The 19,551-nt window shown below is 67.7% G+C and carries 16 protein-coding genes and 3 tRNA genes; 12 read left to right on the top strand and 7 right to left on the bottom strand.

Features of this window, described 5'->3' with window-relative positions; genetic code table 11:
* Positions 1-70: 70 nt before the first annotated feature.
* Positions 71-1,549: a DUF1800 domain-containing protein gene (locus B7P44_RS10410; RefSeq protein ID WP_084903619.1), complete on the top strand. Its 1,479-nt coding sequence runs from the start codon at positions 71-73 to the stop codon at positions 1,547-1,549.
* A 52-nt stretch (positions 1,550-1,601) separates the two neighbouring features.
* Positions 1,602-2,816: a DUF1501 domain-containing protein gene (locus B7P44_RS10405; protein WP_084903617.1), complete on the top strand. Its 1,215-nt coding sequence runs from the start codon at positions 1,602-1,604 to the stop codon at positions 2,814-2,816.
* A gap of 22 nt (positions 2,817-2,838) precedes the next feature.
* Here the strand turns inward: B7P44_RS10405 and hpnD are convergent, their stop codons facing one another.
* The gene (hpnD, locus tag B7P44_RS10400; protein ID WP_084903614.1) at positions 2,839-3,672 is read right to left on the bottom strand and encodes a presqualene diphosphate synthase HpnD; all 834 of its coding nucleotides are present in this window, start codon (positions 3,670-3,672) and stop codon (positions 2,839-2,841) included.
* A 227-nt stretch (positions 3,673-3,899) separates the two neighbouring features.
* On the opposite strand from hpnD, the gene B7P44_RS10395 reads away from it, so the two are divergent.
* Positions 3,900-3,986 (top strand) — tRNA-Leu (locus tag B7P44_RS10395).
* Between the two features lie 116 nt (positions 3,987-4,102).
* Here B7P44_RS10395 and B7P44_RS10390 read toward each other — a convergent pair.
* The 4 genes from B7P44_RS10390 to B7P44_RS10375 all read right to left on the bottom strand — a co-directional run bounded on the left by B7P44_RS10390 (position 4,103) and on the right by B7P44_RS10375 (position 7,823).
* On the bottom strand, positions 4,103-4,318 hold the full coding sequence (locus tag B7P44_RS10390) for a hypothetical protein (RefSeq protein WP_084903612.1): 216 nt from the start codon (positions 4,316-4,318) through the stop codon (positions 4,103-4,105).
* Between the two features lie 96 nt (positions 4,319-4,414).
* Positions 4,415-5,524: a class II histone deacetylase gene (locus B7P44_RS10385; protein ID WP_084903609.1), complete on the bottom strand. Its 1,110-nt coding sequence runs from the start codon at positions 5,522-5,524 to the stop codon at positions 4,415-4,417.
* 16 nt (positions 5,525-5,540) lie between these two features.
* Positions 5,541-6,749: an MFS transporter gene (locus tag B7P44_RS10380; RefSeq protein WP_084903607.1), complete on the bottom strand. Its 1,209-nt coding sequence runs from the start codon at positions 6,747-6,749 to the stop codon at positions 5,541-5,543.
* A 30-nt stretch (positions 6,750-6,779) separates the two neighbouring features.
* Positions 6,780-7,823 carry a porin gene (locus B7P44_RS10375; RefSeq protein ID WP_084903604.1) on the bottom strand — a complete coding sequence of 348 codons (1,044 nt, stop codon included), beginning with the start codon at positions 7,821-7,823 and terminating at the stop codon, positions 6,780-6,782.
* A gap of 299 nt (positions 7,824-8,122) precedes the next feature.
* On the opposite strand from B7P44_RS10375, the gene B7P44_RS10370 reads away from it, so the two are divergent.
* Positions 8,123-9,274 carry a helix-turn-helix transcriptional regulator gene (locus tag B7P44_RS10370; protein WP_084906582.1) on the top strand — a complete coding sequence of 384 codons (1,152 nt, stop codon included), beginning with the start codon at positions 8,123-8,125 and terminating at the stop codon, positions 9,272-9,274.
* Positions 9,275-9,354: 80 nt separating this feature from the next.
* Complete coding sequence (locus B7P44_RS10365; RefSeq protein ID WP_084903602.1) at positions 9,355-10,362, top strand: 2-dehydropantoate 2-reductase; 1,008 nt, start codon at positions 9,355-9,357, stop codon at positions 10,360-10,362.
* Between the two features lie 29 nt (positions 10,363-10,391).
* Here the strand turns inward: B7P44_RS10365 and B7P44_RS10360 are convergent, their stop codons facing one another.
* Complete coding sequence (locus tag B7P44_RS10360; RefSeq protein ID WP_084903599.1) at positions 10,392-10,838, bottom strand: MarR family winged helix-turn-helix transcriptional regulator; 447 nt, start codon at positions 10,836-10,838, stop codon at positions 10,392-10,394.
* Positions 10,839-10,900: 62 nt separating this feature from the next.
* The gene (locus B7P44_RS10355) at positions 10,901-12,046 is read right to left on the bottom strand and encodes a glycerate kinase (protein ID WP_084903597.1); all 1,146 of its coding nucleotides are present in this window, start codon (positions 12,044-12,046) and stop codon (positions 10,901-10,903) included.
* A 366-nt stretch (positions 12,047-12,412) separates the two neighbouring features.
* Between B7P44_RS10355 and tig the strand changes: the two genes are divergently transcribed.
* From tig to B7P44_RS10320, 7 genes are all read left to right on the top strand, one after another.
* Positions 12,413-13,759 (top strand): trigger factor, encoded by a 1,347-nt coding sequence (gene tig, locus B7P44_RS10350; RefSeq protein ID WP_084903594.1) that lies wholly within the window; start codon positions 12,413-12,415, stop codon positions 13,757-13,759.
* A gap of 140 nt (positions 13,760-13,899) precedes the next feature.
* On the top strand, positions 13,900-14,553 hold the full coding sequence (gene clpP / locus B7P44_RS10345) for an ATP-dependent Clp endopeptidase proteolytic subunit ClpP (protein WP_010092137.1): 654 nt from the start codon (positions 13,900-13,902) through the stop codon (positions 14,551-14,553).
* A 156-nt stretch (positions 14,554-14,709) separates the two neighbouring features.
* Entirely contained in the window at positions 14,710-15,981 is a 1,272-nt protein-coding gene (clpX, locus tag B7P44_RS10340; RefSeq protein ID WP_010092138.1) for an ATP-dependent Clp protease ATP-binding subunit ClpX, read from the top strand.
* A gap of 198 nt (positions 15,982-16,179) precedes the next feature.
* Positions 16,180-18,603 carry an endopeptidase La gene (gene lon, locus B7P44_RS10335; RefSeq protein WP_084903591.1) on the top strand — a complete coding sequence of 808 codons (2,424 nt, stop codon included), beginning with the start codon at positions 16,180-16,182 and terminating at the stop codon, positions 18,601-18,603.
* Between the two features lie 90 nt (positions 18,604-18,693).
* On the top strand, positions 18,694-18,966 hold the full coding sequence (locus tag B7P44_RS10330) for an HU family DNA-binding protein (protein WP_084906580.1): 273 nt from the start codon (positions 18,694-18,696) through the stop codon (positions 18,964-18,966).
* A 57-nt stretch (positions 18,967-19,023) separates the two neighbouring features.
* Positions 19,024-19,099: transfer RNA gene (locus tag B7P44_RS10325), tRNA-Val, on the top strand.
* A gap of 23 nt (positions 19,100-19,122) precedes the next feature.
* Positions 19,123-19,199, top strand: a tRNA-Asp gene (locus tag B7P44_RS10320).
* Positions 19,200-19,551 lie beyond the last annotated feature (352 nt).

The raw sequence follows: 19,551 nt of genomic DNA, 5'->3' as shown, positions 1-19,551 counted from the left end.
TCAACTTTCGCTCACCGGATGCCGTTTAACCGGCACATGCGCGCATCGCGCGCTTCGGGAGTCATTCACGATGAGTCGAGCGAACGCCGCCGCGCAGGCATTGCCGCCTGCGATGCAAACGCCCCTCGAGGCGGACGATGCGCTGTTCTTCCTGAGCCGCACCGGCTTCACGCCGGCGCCTGCCGACGTGGCGCGCCTCGTCGGCCTGACGCGCGCGCAGGCGGTGGCCGACGTGCTCGGCAACGTCCGGCGCGAGCCGGCCGCGACGTGGCCCGACTGGCTCGCCGAACTGCCGCCGACGCGCGCCGAACGGCAGGCGCAGACGCCGGACCAGCGGCGCGACGAGCAGCGCACGCGCGATCAGCGCTACGAGGCATTGCGCGCGGCGTGGGTCAACGAGATGGTCGCGACGCCGTCGCCGCTGACCGAGCGCATGACGCTGTTCTGGCACGGCCATTTCACGTCGGGCCAGGACAAGGTGCCGTTTCCGCAGACGATGGCCGCGCAGAACGCGCTGTTGCGCCGCGAGGCGCTCGGCAATTTCGGCACGCTGCTGCATGCGATCGCAAGGGACCCGGCGATGCTGCAGTACCTCGATGGCGCGAGCAACCGCAAGGGGCGCCCGAACGAGAATTTCGCGCGCGAGGTGATGGAGCTGTTCACGCTCGGCGAAGGGCATTACACGCAGCGCGACGTGACCGAAGCCGCGCGCGCGATGACCGGCTGGACGATCGATCCCGACACGCTGCGCGTTGCCGTGCGGCCCGAGTGGCACGATGCCGGCGACAAGACGATCCTCGGCGAGACGGGGCCGTTCGACGGCGACGGCTTCCTCGACATCCTGCTGAAGCGTCCGGAAACCGCGCGCTTCATCGCGGGCAAGCTGTGGCGCGAGTTCGTGTCCGATACGCCGGACACAGGCGAACTGGAGACGGTCGCCGAGCACTTTCGCGCGAGCGGCTACGAGATTCCCGCGGCGCTCGGCGCACTGTGGTCGACCGACGCGTTCTGGGATCCGCGCAATCGCGGCGTGCTGGTCAAGTCGCCGGCGGAATTCGTCGTCGGGTCGGTGCGGCTGTTCGACGTCGGCTACGGCGATCCGCAGATGCTCGCGAACACCGTGCGCACGCTCGGGCAGAACCTGTTCTATCCGCCGAACGTCAAGGGCTGGCCGGGCGGCGCGATCTGGATCAACAGCTCGACGCTGCTTGCGCGCAAGCAGTTCGTCGAGCAGCTGTTCCGCGCGACCGAGACGGCCGGCATGCGTCCCGCGGCGCTCGGCGGAACTTCCGGCGGGATGGCGACGATGATGGGTGGCAGCCCGCGTGCGACGCCCGCGAAGCCCGCGCGCGGCGGCCTGCGTTTCGATCTCGAACGCTGGCTCGCGCAATACCGTGCGCGGCCGCAGGCGCCTGCGGGGCTGTCGACCGAACTTCAGCTGCAGCACGCGGTGCTGCCGGTGCCGCCCGTCGCGGCGATCGACACCGGGTCGACCGGCAGCGCGTATCTCGAGGCGCTGCTGATGGACCCGGCCTATCAATTGAAATGACGACGAGTCGCCGGCGCGGCATGCATGCGCTGTGGCCGGCAAAGGACCCACGATGAACCGACGCGATTTCCTCGCGCTCACCGGTGCCGCCGCGACGGCAGGCGTGTCGCTGTGGCAGCCCGGCGCGCTGGCGGCCCCGCTCGCGGCGACGAAGGCGGGCGCGGGCTATGCGAACGTGCTGATCCTCGTCGAGCTGAAGGGCGGCAACGATGGCCTCAATACCGTCGTGCCGTATGCGGACCCGCTGTACTACCAGTTCCGCCGCAGCATCGGCATCAAGCGCGAGCAGGTGCTGCAGCTCGACGAACGCACCGGGCTGCATCCGTCGCTCGCCGCGCTGATGCCGCTGTGGCGCGACCGGCAGGTCGCGGTCGTGCAGGGTGTCGGCTATCCGCAGCCGAACCTGTCGCATTTCCGCTCGATCGAGATCTGGGATACCGCGTCGCGTTCCGACCAATACCTGCGAGAAGGCTGGCTCACGCGTACGTTTGCGCAGGCGCCGGTGCCGCCCGGCTTCGCGGCGGACGGCGTGGTGCTCGGCAGCGCCGAGATGGGGCCGCTCGCGAACGGCGCGCGTGCGATCGCACTCGTCAATCCGGCGCAGTTCATTCGCGCCGCGCGGCTCGCCGAGCCTGTGTCGCTGCGCGAGCAGAACCCGGCGCTCGCGCACATCATCGACGTCGAGAACGACATCGTGAAGGCGGCGGACCGGCTGCGGCCGCGCGGCGGGATGCGGGAATTCAGGACGGCGTTTCCGGGCGGCGCGTTCGGCACCGCGGTGAAGACCGCGATGCAGGTGCTCGCCGCGTGCGAAGCATCGGGGCAGGCCGCGCAGGACGGGGTTGCGGTGCTGCGGCTCACGCTCAACGGTTTCGACACGCACCAGAACCAGCCGGGACAGCAGGCGGCGCTGCTCAAGCAGTTCGCCGAAGGGATGAGCGCGATGCGCGGCGCGCTGCTCGAACTCGGGCGCTGGAACGAGACGCTCGTGATGACGTATGCGGAGTTCGGGCGGCGCGTGCGCGAGAACCAGAGCAACGGCACCGACCATGGCACGGCCGCGCCGCATTTCGTGATGGGCGGGCGCGTGGCCGGCGGCCTGTATGGTGCGCCGCCCGCGCTCGGGCGGCTCGACGGCAACGGCAACCTGCCGGTCGCGGTCGACTTCCGCCAGCTCTATGCGACGGTGCTTGGGTCCTGGTGGGGGCTTGATGCGACGCGCGTGCTGCAGCAGCGCTTCGAGCCGCTGCCGCTTTTGAGGGTGTAGCGGAGCGTCGACGGCAGGAATGTCAACGGCGGCGCGCGGCGCGCCACGCGATCCACAGCTTGCGGATCGGCGTCAGCGCGATGCGCTGGTGCAGAACCTGGTAGCCGTCGCGCTCGATCTCGACGAGCAACGCGCCGGCAAGCGCGAGTTGCGCGCGCAGCGTGCGCTGCGCGCGGCGCTCGGCGGCGGGAATTGCTGCGTCGGCGGCCGCGAGCGCGTCGCGCGCCCGAGCGGTCTGGAACGTCAGCAGTTCGGTGAACGCGGGGCTGTAGCGCCGGTTCAGCAGGTCCGCGGCCGTCACGTTGTAGCGTTGCAGCTCGTCGATCGGCAGGTAGATGCGGCCGTGCCGTGCGTCGTTGCCGAGCTCCTGCACGAATTGCGCGAGCATCAGCGCGTGGCCGACTTCGTCGGCCCACGGCTGCGGCTCGGCCGGGCGCGCGGCGCTGGCCCGCGCGACGAGCGACGCGAAGCCGCCGCCCACTTGCACGATGTAGCGCCGCAGGTTCGCGAAATCGAGGTAGCGCGCCTGTTCGAGATCCATTCCGTAGCCGCTGACCAGCGCGCGCAGCGCATCGGCTTCGGACACGATCGACGGATGGTGCTGCGCGAGTGCCTTCGTCACCGGATGCGACGGTTCTCCGGCGGCCAGCGCCGCGAGTTCCTTGTGCCACCACGCGAGCTTGGTATGGCCGACGGTCGGGTCGCTGGTTTCCTTGACGGTTTCCTCGAGTTCGCGGCGCAGCGCGAAGAGGGCGGTGAGGCGCGGCTGGACCGCGAACGGCGCCTGCCGCAACGCGTAGTAGACACTGGAGCCGGCGGGCGCGGCTTTCTGCTGACAGTAGTCGTCGAAATTCACGTGCGGAATCGGGTCGGGGGCGGAATCGGGGACGTGCGGTTGCGCACCGCCGGAAGCATCAAGCGCGGCATTCTAGCACCGGCGCGTGAACCTCGTCGGCCGATGCAGACAATGCTGCGCAGATCGGGTAGAATCTCGCGCTCGCCTGATCGGGCGCGCCGGTTTTTCATGTCGGCGTGACGGCCCGGGCGCCCGACGCACCTCGCGCGGGCAGGCGACAGAGATGCGCGTGAGTGGCGAAATTGGTAGACGCACCAGGTTTAGGTCCTGACGCCCGCAAGGGTGTGCCGGTTCGAGTCCGGCCTCACGCACCAGTTGGACACCGCCCTTGACGGGCGGTCCGTCGAAGAAGCGCTGCCGGTCGGCCGACCGCAGCGCTTTTTTGTTTTTTGCGCGGCCGGCGCAAGCCCGGGATGGGCGCGAACAGACACTAATCCCAGAAACTCCGCACCGCGACCGCGACAATCACCGGCACCGAGAACACCAGCGGAATCGCGAAATATTGCGCTTCGCGGTCGACGATCCAGCTGTAGATCAGCCAGGCCGCGCCGATTCCGAACGTGATGAGGCCAACCAGAATGGCGGCGATATTCAGCACCAGGTTGGACGGCCTGCGGCGCGTCTTCTCGCGCGGAGACGATTTCATCGGATGAGTGCGGCTCCAGGCCCCGCTTGTGCAAACGCACAGGAAACCGCATTCGCGCCGATTACGCAAGGGCCGCGCTGCCGCGCGCAACGGGCGTCACAGATCGAACGACGCCGCAAGTTCGTCGAGCAGCCCGCGCTGGAACGTACAGAACCGCTCGCCGGGCTGCTGAGCGATCGCGAGCTCGAGCATCGGGTCGGCGACATCGGTGCGCACGCCCGCCAGCTCCTCGACGATCGCGAGTCCGCAGAACGGCACGTACGCCTCCGAGTAGCCGCCTTCGTGAACGATCGCCAGACGCCCTGTGCAGAGCCGCCGCGCGACGTCCCGCACCGCGCGCGTCATGAACCGGTAGCTGTCGCTGTGAAGCTGCATGCGCGCGAGCGGATCGACCGCGCTCGCGTCGAGGCCGCTCGCAACGACGATCAGTTCCGGCCGGAAGCGCTCGAGCGCGGGCAGCACGATGCGCTCGAACGCATAGCGGTACGCATCGTCGCCGCTGCCCGCGAGCAGCGGGACATTGATATTCGCGCCACTGCCCGCGCCGGCGCCGCGGTCGTCCGCGCCGCTGTAACCGGGCGGAAAGCAGCGGTCCTGGTGCAGCGAGATCGTCAGCGTGCGCGGATCGTCGTAATAGATCGACTGGGTGCCGTTGCCGTGATGCACGTCCCAGTCGATCACCGCGACGCGGCCGACGCAGTGCGTCGCGCGCGCGGCCTCGATCGCGATCGGGATGTTCGCGAGCAGGCAGAAGCCCATCGGGCGGTCTCGCAGGCAATGATGGCCGGGCGGCCGCGACAGCGAGAACGCGTTGGGCGCGCGTCCTGCGACGACCGCGTCGACCGCGGCGATCGCGAGGCCTGCCGACAGTGCAGCGATCTCGTAGCTGCCCTTGCCGAACGGCGCGAGATCGCCGAGATCGCCGCCGTTCGCGTCGCTGAGCGCGCGGAACGCGTCGAGATAGCCGGCCGGATGGATGCGCAGCAGGTCGTCGGTCGTCGCGGCCGGCGCGCCGCGCAGGTCGAGCTGCGCGGCGAGGCCGGACGCCTGCACGAGCGACAGGAAGCGGCGCTTGGAGTCGGGCGATTCCGCGTAGCTCGCGGCCGACGGCGGCTGCACCCAGCCGCCGACCGGGAAGAACAGCGCATGCGTGCCGCCCGTATGCCAGAAGGTGCGTTCGTCGGTGAAGAAGGCAGTGCGATTCATGGATGTGCGTGACCTGTCACGGTTGTGGGGAAACGGAAGGGCGCGCGCGCCGGTCGATGTGCAGCAGCGCGGCGAGTGAAGCGGCCGACACGGCCGTCGCGGCGACGAACAGCACGCGCATCGTGCCGCCGGCATCGAGCATCAGCCCGGCGAGCAGCGGGCCGGCGGCGAGACCGGCGCCGATCACGAAGTTGAGCGTCGCGACGAGGCGGCCCGACGCGTCGATCTGCGCGACGGTCGCGAGGATGAACGGCAGCACGAACGTCCACGCGAACTTGAACGCGAAGATCGCGGCGCCATAGCCTGTTGCGTGCGGCCGCCCGGCCAGCGCGACGAGCGACGCGGCGAGCAGCGCGTAGCCGGCGGCCAGCATCGCGCGCCGCGCGAGCCGGCCGCCGAGGCACGACGCGAGCGCCGCGCCGGCGATGCCCATCACGCTGGCGATCGCGAGCATGTTGCCGGTCGCTTGCGGATCGAGCCCCGCATCGGCGGCGGCGCGGCTCGCGAACGTCCAGACGCTGCCAATCGCGAGGTAGAACGTCAGCACGGCACCGATCGCGAGCGCAAGGAGACGGCCCGGCGCGCGGATCGTGCGCGCGCCCGACGGCTGCGCAGCCGACGCGCGTTCGCCGAGCGACGGCGGAAAGCCGCGCGCCAGCGGCGCCGCGCAGATTGCGAGCACGGCGAGCGCCGCGTACAGCGCGCGCAACCCGAACGCCGCGAACACGTGCGGCAGCACGAACAGCCCGATTGCACCAGCGATCAGCTGGCCGACGACCCACAGCCCGTATACGCGGTCGCTGTTGTCGCTCGTCGCCGCGCTCGTCATGCAGAGCACCATCAGCGAGCCGCCGCCGAGTGCGGTCGCCGCGCGCAGCGCGAGGAGCGGGCCGAAGCCGGGCATCCACAATGCGGTGAGCAGGTTGCCCGCGCCGAACAGCGCGATCGCGCATGCGGCGACGCGGCGCGTATCGACGCGGCCGAGCCACAGATACGACGGCACGGTCGCGAGGCTGAACGCGCCGAGCTCGACGAAGAAGTACGTGCCGATCTGCGATGCGGACAGCCCGAACTGGGTCGTGAGCTGTCCGGCGACGGCCGGCGCGACGAGCAGCAGCAGCGGGGTGATTGCGGCGAACACGACGAGCGCGACGAGCGTCGGGCGCGCGAACGTCGACGCCTGGCCGGCGGGCGGCAGCGCGGCATCCGGGGAGAGGGTTTTCATGGCGGGGTCTCGTGAAGGTCGTGGGGCAGGTCAGAACAGGTGATACATGCCGACCATCGCGCCGAACTGCGATGCGCCGGCGAGCGGCGTCGGGTCGTATTCGTAGACGGTCTGCGAACTCTGTCCGCTGTTGCGCGCGTAGCCGAGGTTCAGGTACGCGACGGTGCCTTTCGACAACGCGTAGGTTGTGCTCGCGATGAACAATGTCGGATGGCCGATCGCCGGCGTGCGCGAGTCGGTGTGATAGACGCCGGCGTTCAGGCCGATGCCGTTCGACGTCAGGTAGCGCGCGCCGCCCCAGGCGATCGTGCGCGCCGCGTCGAGGTCGCCGGTGAGCCGCTCGACGCCGGCGTAGAGGGTTAGCGGCAGTGCGTCGAACGCGTAGCGCATGGCGAGCGTGCCGAGCTCGCGGCGGCGCCCGGAGGCGTCGCTCGCGGCGGGCGCGTCGCCGTGCGCCTGATGCAATACCGCGCTGACCGACAGGCTGTTGCTCGTGTACTGGCCGCCGAGTTCGAGCACGCGGCCGGCGCGTGTGTTGCCGGCGACGCCGGCGGTCGCGGCGAGCGCCTCGACGTCGAAGCCGCCGAACGTCGGCGACTGGTACTTGACCGAATGGTCGATGAAGTTGGCCGACATCGGCATGAGCACGCCCTGGCCGCTGTACGACGCGTACCACAGCGGGTCGTAGAACAGCGTCTTGTCGAACAGCACGCTGAACTGCCGGCCGAGCGTGACGGTACCGGCGGGACCCGCGACGCCCAGGTACGCGCCGCGGAAGAACGCGTAGCCTGGCGCGGTCGACGTGCCGTCGTTCACGTTGATCCCCTGTTCGAGCTTGAAGAGCGCAAGCCAGCCGCCGCCGAGATCCTCGCGGCCTTTCAGCCCGATCTGCGACGGCACGATGCCATAGTTCTGCAATTGCCACGCGGCGCGATGCCCGTCGGCATGCGTCAGGTACTGCACGCCGGCGTCGAGCGCGCCGTACAGCGTGAGGGTCGACTGCGCGTGCGCGGACGCACTGCAGGCGGCGAGCGCCGCAGCGGCCGAGGCCGTGCGGATGAAGCGCGGGTTCATGACGTTGAGTTCTCCATACCGATGTCGCGTGCCGTCGTTGCGGCTGTTGTCGCGATGCAGTGTCGGTAGTGGGGAAGCCGCGCGAAAGTCGTTCAGATGAACGGTGCGGAAAACCCCCGAGGTGCGCGCCGCCGGGCGCTGCGGCCGTGAAAAGGGGCGTGATGCGGAGCAGCAATCCGCTGCGCCCCGTTCAATTGGATGGGGCCGCCGCGCGTCGCGGCGCACGGTTTCGCCAAAAAAACCGCTCGCTATAATCGGCCGTGCGCAAGATCAGCCCGGTCGGGGCAGGGGAGCGGGAAGTGAGGATCACGACGGATATCGGGCAGGACCTCGACGTGCTGCGCGACGTGCCGGCCGCGATCGTGCTGGACGAATCCGCATGGCCCGCGCTGCCGCCGCGACGCACCGATTTCGACGGCGTCGATCGCGACGATGTGCGCGGCCGCGCGCTCGGCCTGCTGCTGCTCGACTTGTACGCGCTTGCCGGGCAGGCCGGCATCGGCGAATTCGAATGCCGTTTCTTCGGGCTGCTGCGCGCGCTGATTCCGTTCGACGCCGCGTGGACGGGCGTCGCGACGCACACGGCGGCCGGCCCCGTGATGCACAACAGCTTCCTGTACCGCCTGCCGCATGCGTTCTTCGGCGACTGGAAGCGCGTGCGCGACTGCGATCCGCTCGCGCGCCGTACGTTGCACGGCGCCGACGGCCGCGCGGTGCGGCTGTCGGTCGTCGAGCGCGGGCTCGACGGCCGTTTTCGCGACTGGTGCGTGAAATACGGGCTCGCGCAACTGATGTGCGTGTGCACGCTCGACCGCCGCTTCGGCCTGAGAACCTTCCTGTCGATCTACCGCCAGGGGCTGCATTGCCCGTTCGACGACGACGACGCGCGCCGCTTCGAGGAAGTGATCCCGCACCTGGCCGCCGCGCTGACGATCAATCGCGCCGCGCAGCTGATGCGTGTCGGCGGCGATGCGGCCGTGCCGGCCGCGCGTGCGCTGTGCGACAACTTTGGCGTGCTGCACCACGCGGACCGCGGTTTCGACGCGGTCATGCAGGCCGAGTGGCCGGGATGGACAGGCGCGCGCCTGCCCGAGCCGCTCGTCGCGCACCTGCGGCGCCAGCCTGCGCAGCCGTTTGTCGGCGCTGCGCTGCGCATCCGGTGCGTGCCGGTCGCGGGCCTGTTCCAGCTCGACGCGCGGCCCCGCTCGCTGCTCGACCGGCTGAGCCCGCGCGAGCTCGCGGCGATCCGCTATTACGGCGCCGGACGCTCGCACAAGGAGGTTGCGCAGCAGATGGCCATCTCACCGACGACCGTGCGGCATTATCTGCGCTGTGCGTATCGCAAGCTCGGCATGCACGACAAGAGCCAGATCGCGGGCGTGCTCGGCGCGGCCGTCGAGCCGCCGTGCGACGTGCCTGCGACTGCGTCCGCAGGCGACAGGCCGCGCTGAGTCGATCCACTCGTGCAGATGGTTGTATGCGCAACCATGGCGCGCTATGCTCGTCAGCTCTCAGGAGACGAAACCCCATCATGAACGACGTAAATTCAGGGTCGGTGCGCGCGGCGGTGGTCGGCGTCGGCGCGATCGGCGGACTGCTTGCGGCCGCGCTTGCGCAGGCCGGCATGCGCGTGAGCGCCTACGCGCGCGGCGCGACGCTCGACGCGCTGAAGACGCACGGCGTGCGCGTGCTCGACGAGACGGGCGCGATGTCGTCGGTCCCGGTCGACGCCAGCGACGACGCGGCCGCGCTCGGCGTGCAGGACTACGTGGTGATCGCGCTGAAGGCGCAGGCGCTGCCGGATCTGGCGGCGCGCATTGCGCCGCTCGTCGGACCGCGGACGGTGATCGTCGCGGCGATGAACGGCCTGCCGTGGTGGTTTACTCACGGGTTGGCCGGGCGGCTCGACGGCGTGCCGCTCGAAGCGGTCGATCCGGGCGGTGCGGTGTCCGCGGCGCTGCCGCCGGCGCAGGCGATCGGCTGCGTCGTGCACCTGTCGTCGAGCACCGACGCGCCGGGCGTCGTGCGGCGCGGACGCGGCAATCGCCTGATCGTCGGCGCGCCCGATCCGGCGCGCGACGCGGCTGCGTCGCGCTTCGCGGCGGCGCTGGCCGCGGGTGGCTTCGACGTCGAGACGACGCCGGCGATTCGCACTGAGATCTGGGCGAAGCTGTGGGGCAACATGAACATGAATCCGTTGAGCGCGCTGACGGGCTCGACGGCCGACCGCCTGCTCGACGATCCTTACACGCATGCGCTCGCGCTGCGGATGATGGAGGAGGCGGCCGCGATCGGCGCGAAGCTGGGCCTGGATACCGGTGTGAGCGCGCCGGAGCGCATGGCGCTGACGCGCAAGCTCGGCGCGTTCCGGACGTCGATGCTGCAGGATTTCGAAGCGGGGCGAGCGCTCGAGATCGGGCCGATCCTCGGCGTGTTTCCGGAACTGGGGCGCAAGCTGGACGTGCCGACGCCGTATTGCGACGCGGTGCTCGGCCTGTTGCGCCAGCGCGCCGCGAACAGCGGGCTGCAGGCGGGGTGAACGGAGCGGGGCGGGCTGCCCCGCGCGGCTCAGTCGTGCTCGAGCGCGTGGCTGAGCACCTTCTCCAGCAGCCGTTCGAACGTGTTGCGCTCGCTGTCGGACAGGCAGGCGAGCAGCCCGTCGTTCCACTTGCGCACGATCGGCATGATCTTGCGATGCAGCGCGCGGCCGTCCGGCGTGAGCGCGATCAGCACGATCCGGCCGTCCGCCTCGCTGGCGCTGCGTTCGAGGAGCCCCTGCTGCAGCAGCGCCTCGGCAGCGCGGCTCGCCTGGCTCTTGTCGAGGTTGGTGTGGCGCGCGAGATCCATGATCGAAAACGGGCCGAATGCGCCGACGGCTGCGATCACGCGCGCCTCGGGCAGCGAGATGCCGAGCTTGTCGCGGTAGACCTCGCCGATGCCGCGGTCGGAACGCTTCGTGAGTACGTGGAGGCGGTAGGTCAGAAACTGATCGAGCCCGGCTGGACGGCCTTTCATGTCGAATCCTGAAGATAAAGGGCGGGCCCGATTGTTCCCGTATCGCGCGCTCGGGTCAACGGTCAGCGCCCGCCGTATTTCAGGCGCGTCAGCTGCTCCGCCTCGTTCGCGAGCAGGCTGGCGGCGTCGCGGATCGCGACGTCGAGCGTGATCGGGCCCGGCGCGGGCGAGAAGCACCCGGAAAAATGCTCGGCAAGGCGCGGCAGCGCGGCCGGATCGACGGCGCCCGACAGCAGCGACGCCGGCACGCCCGCCGCCTGCGCATGGCGGCACGCGATGAACGGCGCCTTGCCGTGCAGCGTCTGCACGTCCGAGCGGCCTTCGCCGGTGATCAGCCAGTCCGCGCCCGCGAGCGCCGCGTCGAGCCCGACCTGCCGCGCGACGACTTCCGCGCCCGCCTCGAAGCGCGCGCCGAGCATGTGCAGCGCGAAGCCGAGGCCGCCGGCCGCGCCGGCGCCCGGCAGGTCGCGGCCGCGCCGGTCGAGCGCCGCTTCGAGCAGGTCGGCGAAATGGCCGAGCGCCGCGTCGAGGGTCGCAACCTGCTCGGGCGTCACGCCCTTTTGCGGGCCGAACACCGCGGTCGCGCCATGCGCGCCCGTCAGCGGGTTGTCGACGTCCGACATGCCGATGAACTCGGCCTCCGCGATGCGCGGGTCGAGCCCCGACGCGTCGATCCGCGCGATCTCGGCGAGCCGCGCCGGCACCGGCTCGACCGGCTGGCCGGCGGCGTCGAGGCAGCGCAGCCCGAGCCCGGCGAGGAGCCCCGCGCCGGCATCGTTGGTGCTGCTGCCGCCGAGCGCGACGAAGAACCGCCGCACGCCGTCGTCGAGCAGCCGGCGGATCGCTTCGCCCATCCCGCGCGTGCTGCGCGCGTCGACCGCGACGCTCATCCCGACCGGATCGGTAATGCCGACGATCTCGGCCGTCTCGACGATCGCGGTGCGCGCATCGATGACGCCGACCGCGGCGTCGCGCGCCGCGAGCGACGCGCCGGCCACCGTCACGATGCGCCGCGCGCCGCCGCCGGCGAGCATCGCGTCGAGCGTGCCTTCGCCGCCGTCGGCCATCGGGCAGCAGCGCACGACAGCGTCGGGGCGCGCGCGGCGGATGCCGGATGCGATCGCGTCCGCGACCTGGGCGGCGGAAAGCGAGCCTTTGAACGAATCGGGCGCGATGACGACGACGGGCGCGGACGGGTGATGCGGCATGGTGTCTCCGGTTGGCGTAATTGGTCGGACGATTGGCCGCCGTGCGGCGGCGCATGCGCTATCCGAAGGAGCTTACAGGATGCGGGGGCGGGCGTGGATATGCGCGGCGGCATATCGGCGATCCATGCGCATCGGCGGCCGCCGCGCAACGGCCGCGCACGCGCGTGGCCGGTTCTGGCGGTACAGGGAAAATTGTTTGCTAGAATAGTCGATTCTTCCGGCCAAAGCCGTGCTCCGAGCCGCTTGCGTCAGCCCTCCCGGCGCATGCAAGGATGGCGTGGCGTTTCGGTGCGGCGTATGACGCCGCCAGGCAGGCACGGCAAGGAAAACCCGATTCGCTCGAATAATTTTAGGACGATTGAAGCCATGGCTAACGTTGTTGAAAACCTCGGCAAGCTTGAACGCCGCGTGACGATTTCCCTGCCGAAAGAAACGGTTCAGAAGGAAATCGACACCCGTATCCAGAAACTCGCGAAGACCGTGCGCATGCCGGGTTTCCGCCCGGGCAAGGTGCCGCTGAAGATGGTCGCGCAGCAATATGCGGGTCAGGTCGAGGCGGAAGTCCTGAGCGACAAGATCGGCCAGGAGTTCTTCACGATCAGCCGTGCCGAGAACCTGCGCGTCGCGGGCCAGCCGAGCTTCGCGCCGAAGCAGGAGCAGGCGGAAGGCGCGTATGCGTTCGACGCGACGTTCGAGGTCTATCCGGAAGTGAAGATCGGCGACCTGGCGACGGCTGAAGTCGAGCGCTCGACGACGACGATCGGCGACGCTGAAATCGACCGCACGCTCGACATCCTGCGCAAGCAGCGCGTGCACTTCCACGCACGCGGCGAAGGCGGCGAGCACGGCGACGGCGGCGCGGACACCGCAGCGCAGAACGGCGACCGCGTGACGGTCGACTTCGTCGGCAAGCTCGACGGCGTCGCATTCCAGGGCGGCACCGCGGAAGACTTCCCGTTCGTGCTCGGCGAAGGCCGCATGCTGCCGGAATTCGAAACGGCTGCGCTGGGCCTGAAGGCCGGCGAAGCGCGCGAATTCGACCTGAAGTTCCCGGACGACTATCACGGCAAGGACGTGGCAGGCAAGACCGCGCAGTTCACGGTCACGATGAAGAAGATCGAATGGCCGCACCTGCCGGAGATCGACGCCGACTTCGCGAAGTCGCTCGGCATCGAAGACGGCGATCTGGCCAAGATGCGCGGCGAGATCAAGGAAAACCTCGAGCGTGAGGCAAAGCGCCGCACGCAGGCGATCGTCAAGAACCAGGTGATGGACGCACTGCTGAAGATCTCCGAGCTCGACGTGCCGAAGGCGCTGATCGAGCAGGACCAGCAGCGCCTCGTCGAAATGGCGCGCCAGGACCTCGCGCAGCGCGGTGTGCCGAACGCAAAGGACGCGCCGATCCCGGCCGAGATGTTCACCGAGCAGGCCGAGCGCCGCGTGAAGCTGGGCCTCGTGCTCGCCGAGCTGGTGAAGGCGAACAGCCTGGAAGCGAAGCCGGAGCAGATCCGTGCGGAAGTCGACGAGTTCGCGAAGAGCTACGAAGACCCGAAGGAAGTGGTCCGCTGGTATTATTCGAACCAGCAGCGCCTCGCCGAGATGGAAGCGTTCGTCGTTGAAAGCAACGTCGTCGATTTCGTGCTGGGCAAGGCGAAGGTGACGGACAAGGAAGTGAGCTTCGAAACACTCGCGAGCGCATCGGCGCAAGCGTAAGTGTCGCTCTAGCGGCGTGCCGGCTGTCGGAGCGACGGCCCGCACGCCGTTTTTACGTCAGGCGCACGGTTGCCATTAATATGGCGATTGAGCGGGCGGCTTCCTTCCGTTCAATTTTCCATTCGAACAAGGTTCATTGAATGATCACTCGCGCTGAATTGCTGGACATGCTTGCTTCGAACGCGCCGCAGGGTTTCGAGGCCCAGGCGCTGGGGCTGGTTCCGATCGTCGTCGAAACGAGCGGCCGCGGCGAGCGTTCGTACGACATCTATTCGCGTCTCCTGAAGGAGCGCCTGGTGTTCATGGTCGGCGAAGTGAACGACCAGACCGCCAACCTCGTGGTCGCGCAGCTGCTGTTCCTCGAGAGCGAGAATCCGGACAAGGACATCAGCCTGTACATCAACAGCCCGGGCGGTTCGGTGTCGGCCGGCATGGCGATCTACGACACGATGCAGTTCATCAAGCCGGACGTGTCGACGCTGTGCATGGGCCTTGCCGCGAGCATGGGCGCGTTCCTGCTCGCGTCGGGCGCGAAGGGCAAGCGTTTCGCGCTGCCGAACTCGCGCGTGATGATCCACCAGCCGCTCGGCGGCGCGCGCGGTCAGGCGTCGGACATCGAGATCCAGGCGCGCGAGATCCTCTACCTGAAGGAGCGGCTCAACCAGTTGCTCGCGCAGCACACGGGCCAGGACGTCGAGCGCATCGCGCGCGACACCGACCGCGACAACTTCATGTCGAGCGAGGACGCGAAGGCGTACGGGCTGATCGATCAGGTGCTGTTGAAGCGTCCGTGAACTTAGTGGGGTGCCGCCCCATTAGCGGCGGCACGCCCGATACGCCCCGAGCATCTGCGGCAATCGCATCCAGCCGGCTCAGGTCGCGCCCTAGGTCGTGGCGCGCGGAGCATTCGGCGTATCATGTCATTTACCTGTCCGGAGGCTCATACATTCATGGCGGACAAAAAAGGTTCGAACAGCGAGAAGCTGTTGTATTGCTCGTTTTGCGGCAAGAGTCAGCATGAGGTGAAAAAGCTCATTGCCGGCCCGTCGGTCTTCATCTGCGATGAATGCATCGACCTGTGCAACGAGATCATTCGCGACGAGGCGGCAGCCGCGGGCGTCGAGGCCAGCCTGTCCCGGTCGGATCTGCCGAGCCCGCAGGAAATTCGCGACATCCTCGATCAGTACGTGATCGGGCAGGAGCGCGCGAAGAAAATCCTCGCGGTGGCCGTCTACAACCACTACAAGCGTCTCAAGCATCTCGACAAGAAGGACGACGTCGAGCTGTCGAAGAGCAACATCCTGCTGATCGGCCCGACGGGTTCCGGCAAGACGCTGCTCGCGCAGACGCTGGCGCGTCTGTTGAACGTGCCGTTCGTGATCGCGGATGCGACGACGCTGACCGAAGCCGGCTACGTCGGCGAGGACGTCGAGAACATCATCCAGAAGCTGTTGCAGAACTGCAACTACGAGGTCGAGAAGGCCCAGCGCGGGATCGTCTACATCGACGAAATCGACAAGATCAGCCGCAAGTCGGACAACCCGTCGATCACCCGCGACGTGTCGGGCGAGGGGGTCCAGCAGGCGCTGCTGAAGCTCGTCGAGGGCACGATGGCGTCGGTGCCGCCGCAGGGCGGCCGCAAGCACCCGAACCAGGATTTCATCCAGGTCGACACGACCAACATCCTGTTCATCTGCGGCGGCGCGTTCGACGGTCTCGAGAAGGTGATCACCGACCGCACCGAGAAGACGGGCATCGGCTTCGGCGCGACGGTCAAGAGCAAGCAGGAGCGCGACGCCGGCGAGGTGCTGCGCGAGGTCGAGCCTGAGGACCTGATCAAATTCGGTCTGATCCCCGAATTGATCGGTCGTCTGCCGGTCGTCGCGACGCTCGGCAAGCTGGACGAGGCCGCGCTGATGAAGATCCTGGTCGAACCGAAGAACGCGCTCGTCAAGCAGTATCACAAGCTGTTCGCGATGGAGCGCGTCGAGCTGGAAATTCGCCCGGCCGCGCTGCAGGCGGTGGCCCGCAAGGCAATCCGTCGCAAGACGGGCGCGCGCGGTCTGCGCTCGATCATCGAACAGGCGCTGCTCGACGTGATGTACGAATTGCCGACGATGAAAGGGGTCAGCAAAGTCATCATCGACGAGAACGTCATCGATGGGGACGGCAAGCCGCTGTTGATCTACGAGGACACGCCCAAGGTGGCGGGTTCGAATTGACCGGCTTGACGACTATGTTCAGACAAAAAAGGCCGTTCATCGAAGCGTGAACGGCTTTTTTTCGTTTATCTTGTGGGTAATCTGACTCAACACGCGGCGGTTACTTTCTTACCGAATATTTCCCACGCTTGGAGGCCTTGCAATCGGATGCGCCGGCCTCAATTACCGAACAATTGATTCCACTCATGGGGAAATGAAATGTCAGGCACCCAACTTCTCCCGCCGGAACGCATCACGCTCCCGCTGCTGCCGCTGCGGGACGTCGTCGTTTTCCCGCACATGGTGATTCCGCTCTTCGTGGGCCGGCCGAAATCGATCAAGGCCCTCGAAGCAGCGATGGAAGGCGGCAAGCACATCATGCTGGTCGCCCAGAAGACCGCGGCCAAGGACGAGCCGACCGAAAAGGACATGTACGAGGTCGGTTGCGTCGCCAACATCCTGCAGATGCTGAAGTTGCCGGACGGCACCGTGAAGGTGCTGGTCGAAGGCCTGCAGCGCGCGAAGGCGTTGTCGATCGAGGAGCAGGAGACGCAGTTCTCCTGCGAGGTGATGCCGCTCGAGCCGGACCACGCGGACAGCGCGGAAACGGAAGCGCTGCGCCGCGCGATCGTGTCGCAGTTCGATCAGTACGTGAAGCTGAACAAGAAGATCCCGCCGGAGATTCTCACGTCGCTGTCGGGCATCGACGAAGCAGGCCGGCTCGCGGATACGATCGCCGCGCACCTGCCGCTCAAGCTTGACCAGAAGCAGCACATCCTCGAGATGTTCCCGGTCGTCGAGCGCCTCGAGCACCTGCTCGCGCAGCTCGAAGCCGAGATCGACATCCTGCAGGTCGAAAAGCGCATCCGCGGGCGCGTGAAGCGCCAGATGGAGAAGAGCCAGCGCGAGTACTACCTGAACGAACAGGTCAAGGCGATCCAGAAGGAACTGGGCGAAGGCGAAGAGGGTGCGGATCTCGAAGAGCTCGAGAAGCGCATCAACGCCGCGCGCATGCCGAAGGAAGCGAAGAAGAAGGCCGACGCCGAGCTGAAGAAGCTGAAGCTGATGTCGCCGATGTCGGCCGAAGCGACGGTCGTGCGCAACTACATCGACACGCTGATCGGCCTGCCGTGGCGCAAGAAGAGCAAGGTCAACAACGACCTGTCGAACGCCGAGCAGGTGCTCGACGAGGATCACTTCGGCCTCGAGAAGGTCAAGGAACGCATCCTCGAGTATCTCGCGGTGCAGCAACGCGTGGACAAGGTCAAGGCGCCGATCCTGTGCCTCGTCGGGCCCCCGGGCGTCGGCAAGACCTCGCTCGGCCAGTCGATCGCGCGCGCGACGAACCGCAAGTTCGTCCGCATGGCGCTCGGCGGCGTGCGTGACGAGGCCGAGATCCGCGGCCACCGCCGCACGTACATCGGTTCGATGCCGGGCAAGATCCTGCAGAGCCTCACGAAGGTCGGCGTGCGCAATCCGCTCTTCCTGCTCGACGAAGTCGACAAGATGGGCATGGATTTCCGCGGCGATCCGTCGTCGGCGCTGCTCGAAGTGCTCGATCCGGAACAGAACCACACGTTCGCCGATCACTACATCGAGGTCGACTTCGACCTGTCGGACGTGATGTTCGTCGCGACGTCGAACTCGCTGAACATTCCGCCGCCGCTGCTCGACCGGATGGAAGTGATCCGCCTGTCGGGTTACACGGAAGACGAGAAGGTCAGCATCGCGCAGCGTTACCTGCTGCCGAAGCAGAAGAAGAACAACGGCCTGAAGGAAGGCGAGATCGAGGTCGCCGAGCAGGCGATCCGCGACATCATCCGCTACTACACGCGCGAAGCCGGTGTGCGTTCGCTCGAGCGCGAAGTGTCGAAGATCTGCCGCAAGGTCGTGAAGATGCTGCTGCTGAAGAAGGCAACGGGTGCGATCAAGGTCGACGGCGAGAACCTCGACACGTTCCTCGGCGTGCGCAAGTACGACTTCGGCCTCGCGGCGAAGGAAAACCAGGTCGGTCAGGTGACGGGCCTCGCGTGGACCGAAGTCGGCGGCGACCTGCTGACGATCGAAGCCGCGGTGATGCCGGGCAAGGGCAACGTGATCCGCACGGGTTCGCTCGGCGACGTGATGAAGGAGTCGGTCGAGGCGGCGCGTTCGGTCGTGCGTTCGCGTTCGCGGCGTCTGGGCATCAAGGACGAGGCGTTCGAGAAGCAGGACATCCACATCCACGTGCCGGAAGGCGCGACGCCGAAGGACGGTCCGTCCGCCGGCGGTGCGATGACGACCGCGCTGGTGTCGGTGCTGACGGGCATCCCGGTGCGCGCCGACGTTGCTATGACGGGCGAGATCACGCTGCGTGGCGAAGTCCTGCCGATCGGTGGCCTGAAGGAGAAGCTGCTGGCCGCGCATCGCGGCGGCATCAAGCTTGTGCTGATTCCGGAAGAGAACGTGAAGGATCTCGCGGAGATTCCGGACAACGTGAAGAACGCGATCGAGATCGTGCCGGTCCGCTGGATCGACAAGGTGCTCGAACTCGCGCTCGAGCGGACGCCGACCCCGCTGCCGCCGGAAGAAGAGGCGAAGGCTGCGGCGCCCGTCGCGGAAGCGACGAAGGATGCCGGCTCGACGGAAGTCGTCAAGCACTGAGCCTGATGTGACGGTTGTTCACGAAACCCGCGGCGTGTCCGCGGGTTTTTTTATGCGCGGTACGCAAGCACGACGACTGGGAGCACGGTGATGAACAAGACAGAGCTGATCGAGCATATTGCGCGGCAGGCGGACCTGTCGAAGCTGTCCGCCGCCCGCGCGCTGGAGGCGGTGATCGAGGCCGTGACGCAGACGCTCAAGTCGGACGGCAGCGTGACGATCGCGGGCTTCGGCACGTTCGTGGTGGCCGAGCGCAGCGCACGGCAGGGACGTGATCCGCGCACCGGCGCGCCGATCGAAATCAGCGCTGCAAAAATTCCGAGATTTAGGGCTGGCAAAGTTCTGAAGGATGAATTAAACTAGCGGGCTCGCTGGTTGTTGATGCTGAAACGCAGATCGCAGCCAGAATGAATCCGGAACGGGTGCTTAGCTCAGCTGGTAGAGCGGCGCCCTTACAAGGCGTAGGTCGGGGGTTCGAACCCCTCAGCACCCACCAGTTTCGCGGTTCAGCCAGACCAAGGAGCGGTAGTTCAGTCGGTTAGAATACCGGCCTGTCACGCCGGGGGTCGCGGGTTCGAGTCCCGTCCGCTCCGCCAGAACAATAAATGCCCGCCTTGTGCGGGCATTTTTGTTTGTAGCTTTTTTGTGCCCGCGGGCGGGCACGTGGCTGCGGAGTGGAGGAAGCCGCCTGCGCGGCTTCCGGCGGGACCCGAAGGGATGCGCCTGCAGGCGCATCCGCGGCCTGCAGGATGCAGGCGAGTCCCGTCCGCTCCGCCAAAACAAAAGAATGTGCCCGCCTCGTGCGGGCATTTTCTTTTCTGCCTCGCTTTTTTGCCCGTGTTCCGCGGCCCGCAGCGCGGCGGCGAGCCCGTCCGCACGGCCGTCGAACCCCCGTTTCGCCTTTTTTCCTGCCCGCTGTTGTAATATCGGGCGTTTTGTCCAATACAC

The sequence above is a fragment of the Burkholderia ubonensis subsp. mesacidophila genome, from assembly GCF_002097715.1.
GTDB classification, from domain to species: Bacteria; Pseudomonadota; Gammaproteobacteria; order Burkholderiales; family Burkholderiaceae; genus Burkholderia; species Burkholderia mesacidophila.
This window is presented reverse-complemented; position numbering and strand designations above follow the sequence as displayed.

Excerpts from the sequence above, each read along its gene's own strand:
- B7P44_RS10410 (WP_084903619.1), top strand. The coding sequence starts at position 71 with ATGAGTCGAGCGAACGCCGCCGCGCAGGCATTGCCGCCTGCGATGCAA.
- B7P44_RS10405 (WP_084903617.1), top strand. The coding sequence starts at position 1,602 with ATGAACCGACGCGATTTCCTCGCGCTCACCGGTGCCGCCGCGACGGCA.
- B7P44_RS10390 (WP_084903612.1), bottom strand. The coding sequence starts at position 4,318 with ATGAAATCGTCTCCGCGCGAGAAGACGCGCCGCAGGCCGTCCAACCTG.
- B7P44_RS10385 (WP_084903609.1), bottom strand. The coding sequence starts at position 5,524 with ATGAATCGCACTGCCTTCTTCACCGACGAACGCACCTTCTGGCATACG.
- B7P44_RS10380 (WP_084903607.1), bottom strand. The coding sequence starts at position 6,749 with ATGAAAACCCTCTCCCCGGATGCCGCGCTGCCGCCCGCCGGCCAGGCG.
- B7P44_RS10375 (WP_084903604.1), bottom strand. The coding sequence starts at position 7,823 with ATGAACCCGCGCTTCATCCGCACGGCCTCGGCCGCTGCGGCGCTCGCC.
- B7P44_RS10365 (WP_084903602.1), top strand. The coding sequence starts at position 9,355 with ATGAACGACGTAAATTCAGGGTCGGTGCGCGCGGCGGTGGTCGGCGTC.
- B7P44_RS10360 (WP_084903599.1), bottom strand. The coding sequence starts at position 10,838 with ATGAAAGGCCGTCCAGCCGGGCTCGATCAGTTTCTGACCTACCGCCTC.
- B7P44_RS10355 (WP_084903597.1), bottom strand. The coding sequence starts at position 12,046 with ATGCCGCATCACCCGTCCGCGCCCGTCGTCGTCATCGCGCCCGATTCG.
- tig (WP_084903594.1), top strand. The coding sequence starts at position 12,413 with ATGGCTAACGTTGTTGAAAACCTCGGCAAGCTTGAACGCCGCGTGACG.
- clpP (WP_010092137.1), top strand. The coding sequence starts at position 13,900 with ATGATCACTCGCGCTGAATTGCTGGACATGCTTGCTTCGAACGCGCCG.
- clpX (WP_010092138.1), top strand. The coding sequence starts at position 14,710 with ATGGCGGACAAAAAAGGTTCGAACAGCGAGAAGCTGTTGTATTGCTCG.
- lon (WP_084903591.1), top strand. The coding sequence starts at position 16,180 with ATGTCAGGCACCCAACTTCTCCCGCCGGAACGCATCACGCTCCCGCTG.
- B7P44_RS10330 (WP_084906580.1), top strand. The coding sequence starts at position 18,694 with ATGAACAAGACAGAGCTGATCGAGCATATTGCGCGGCAGGCGGACCTG.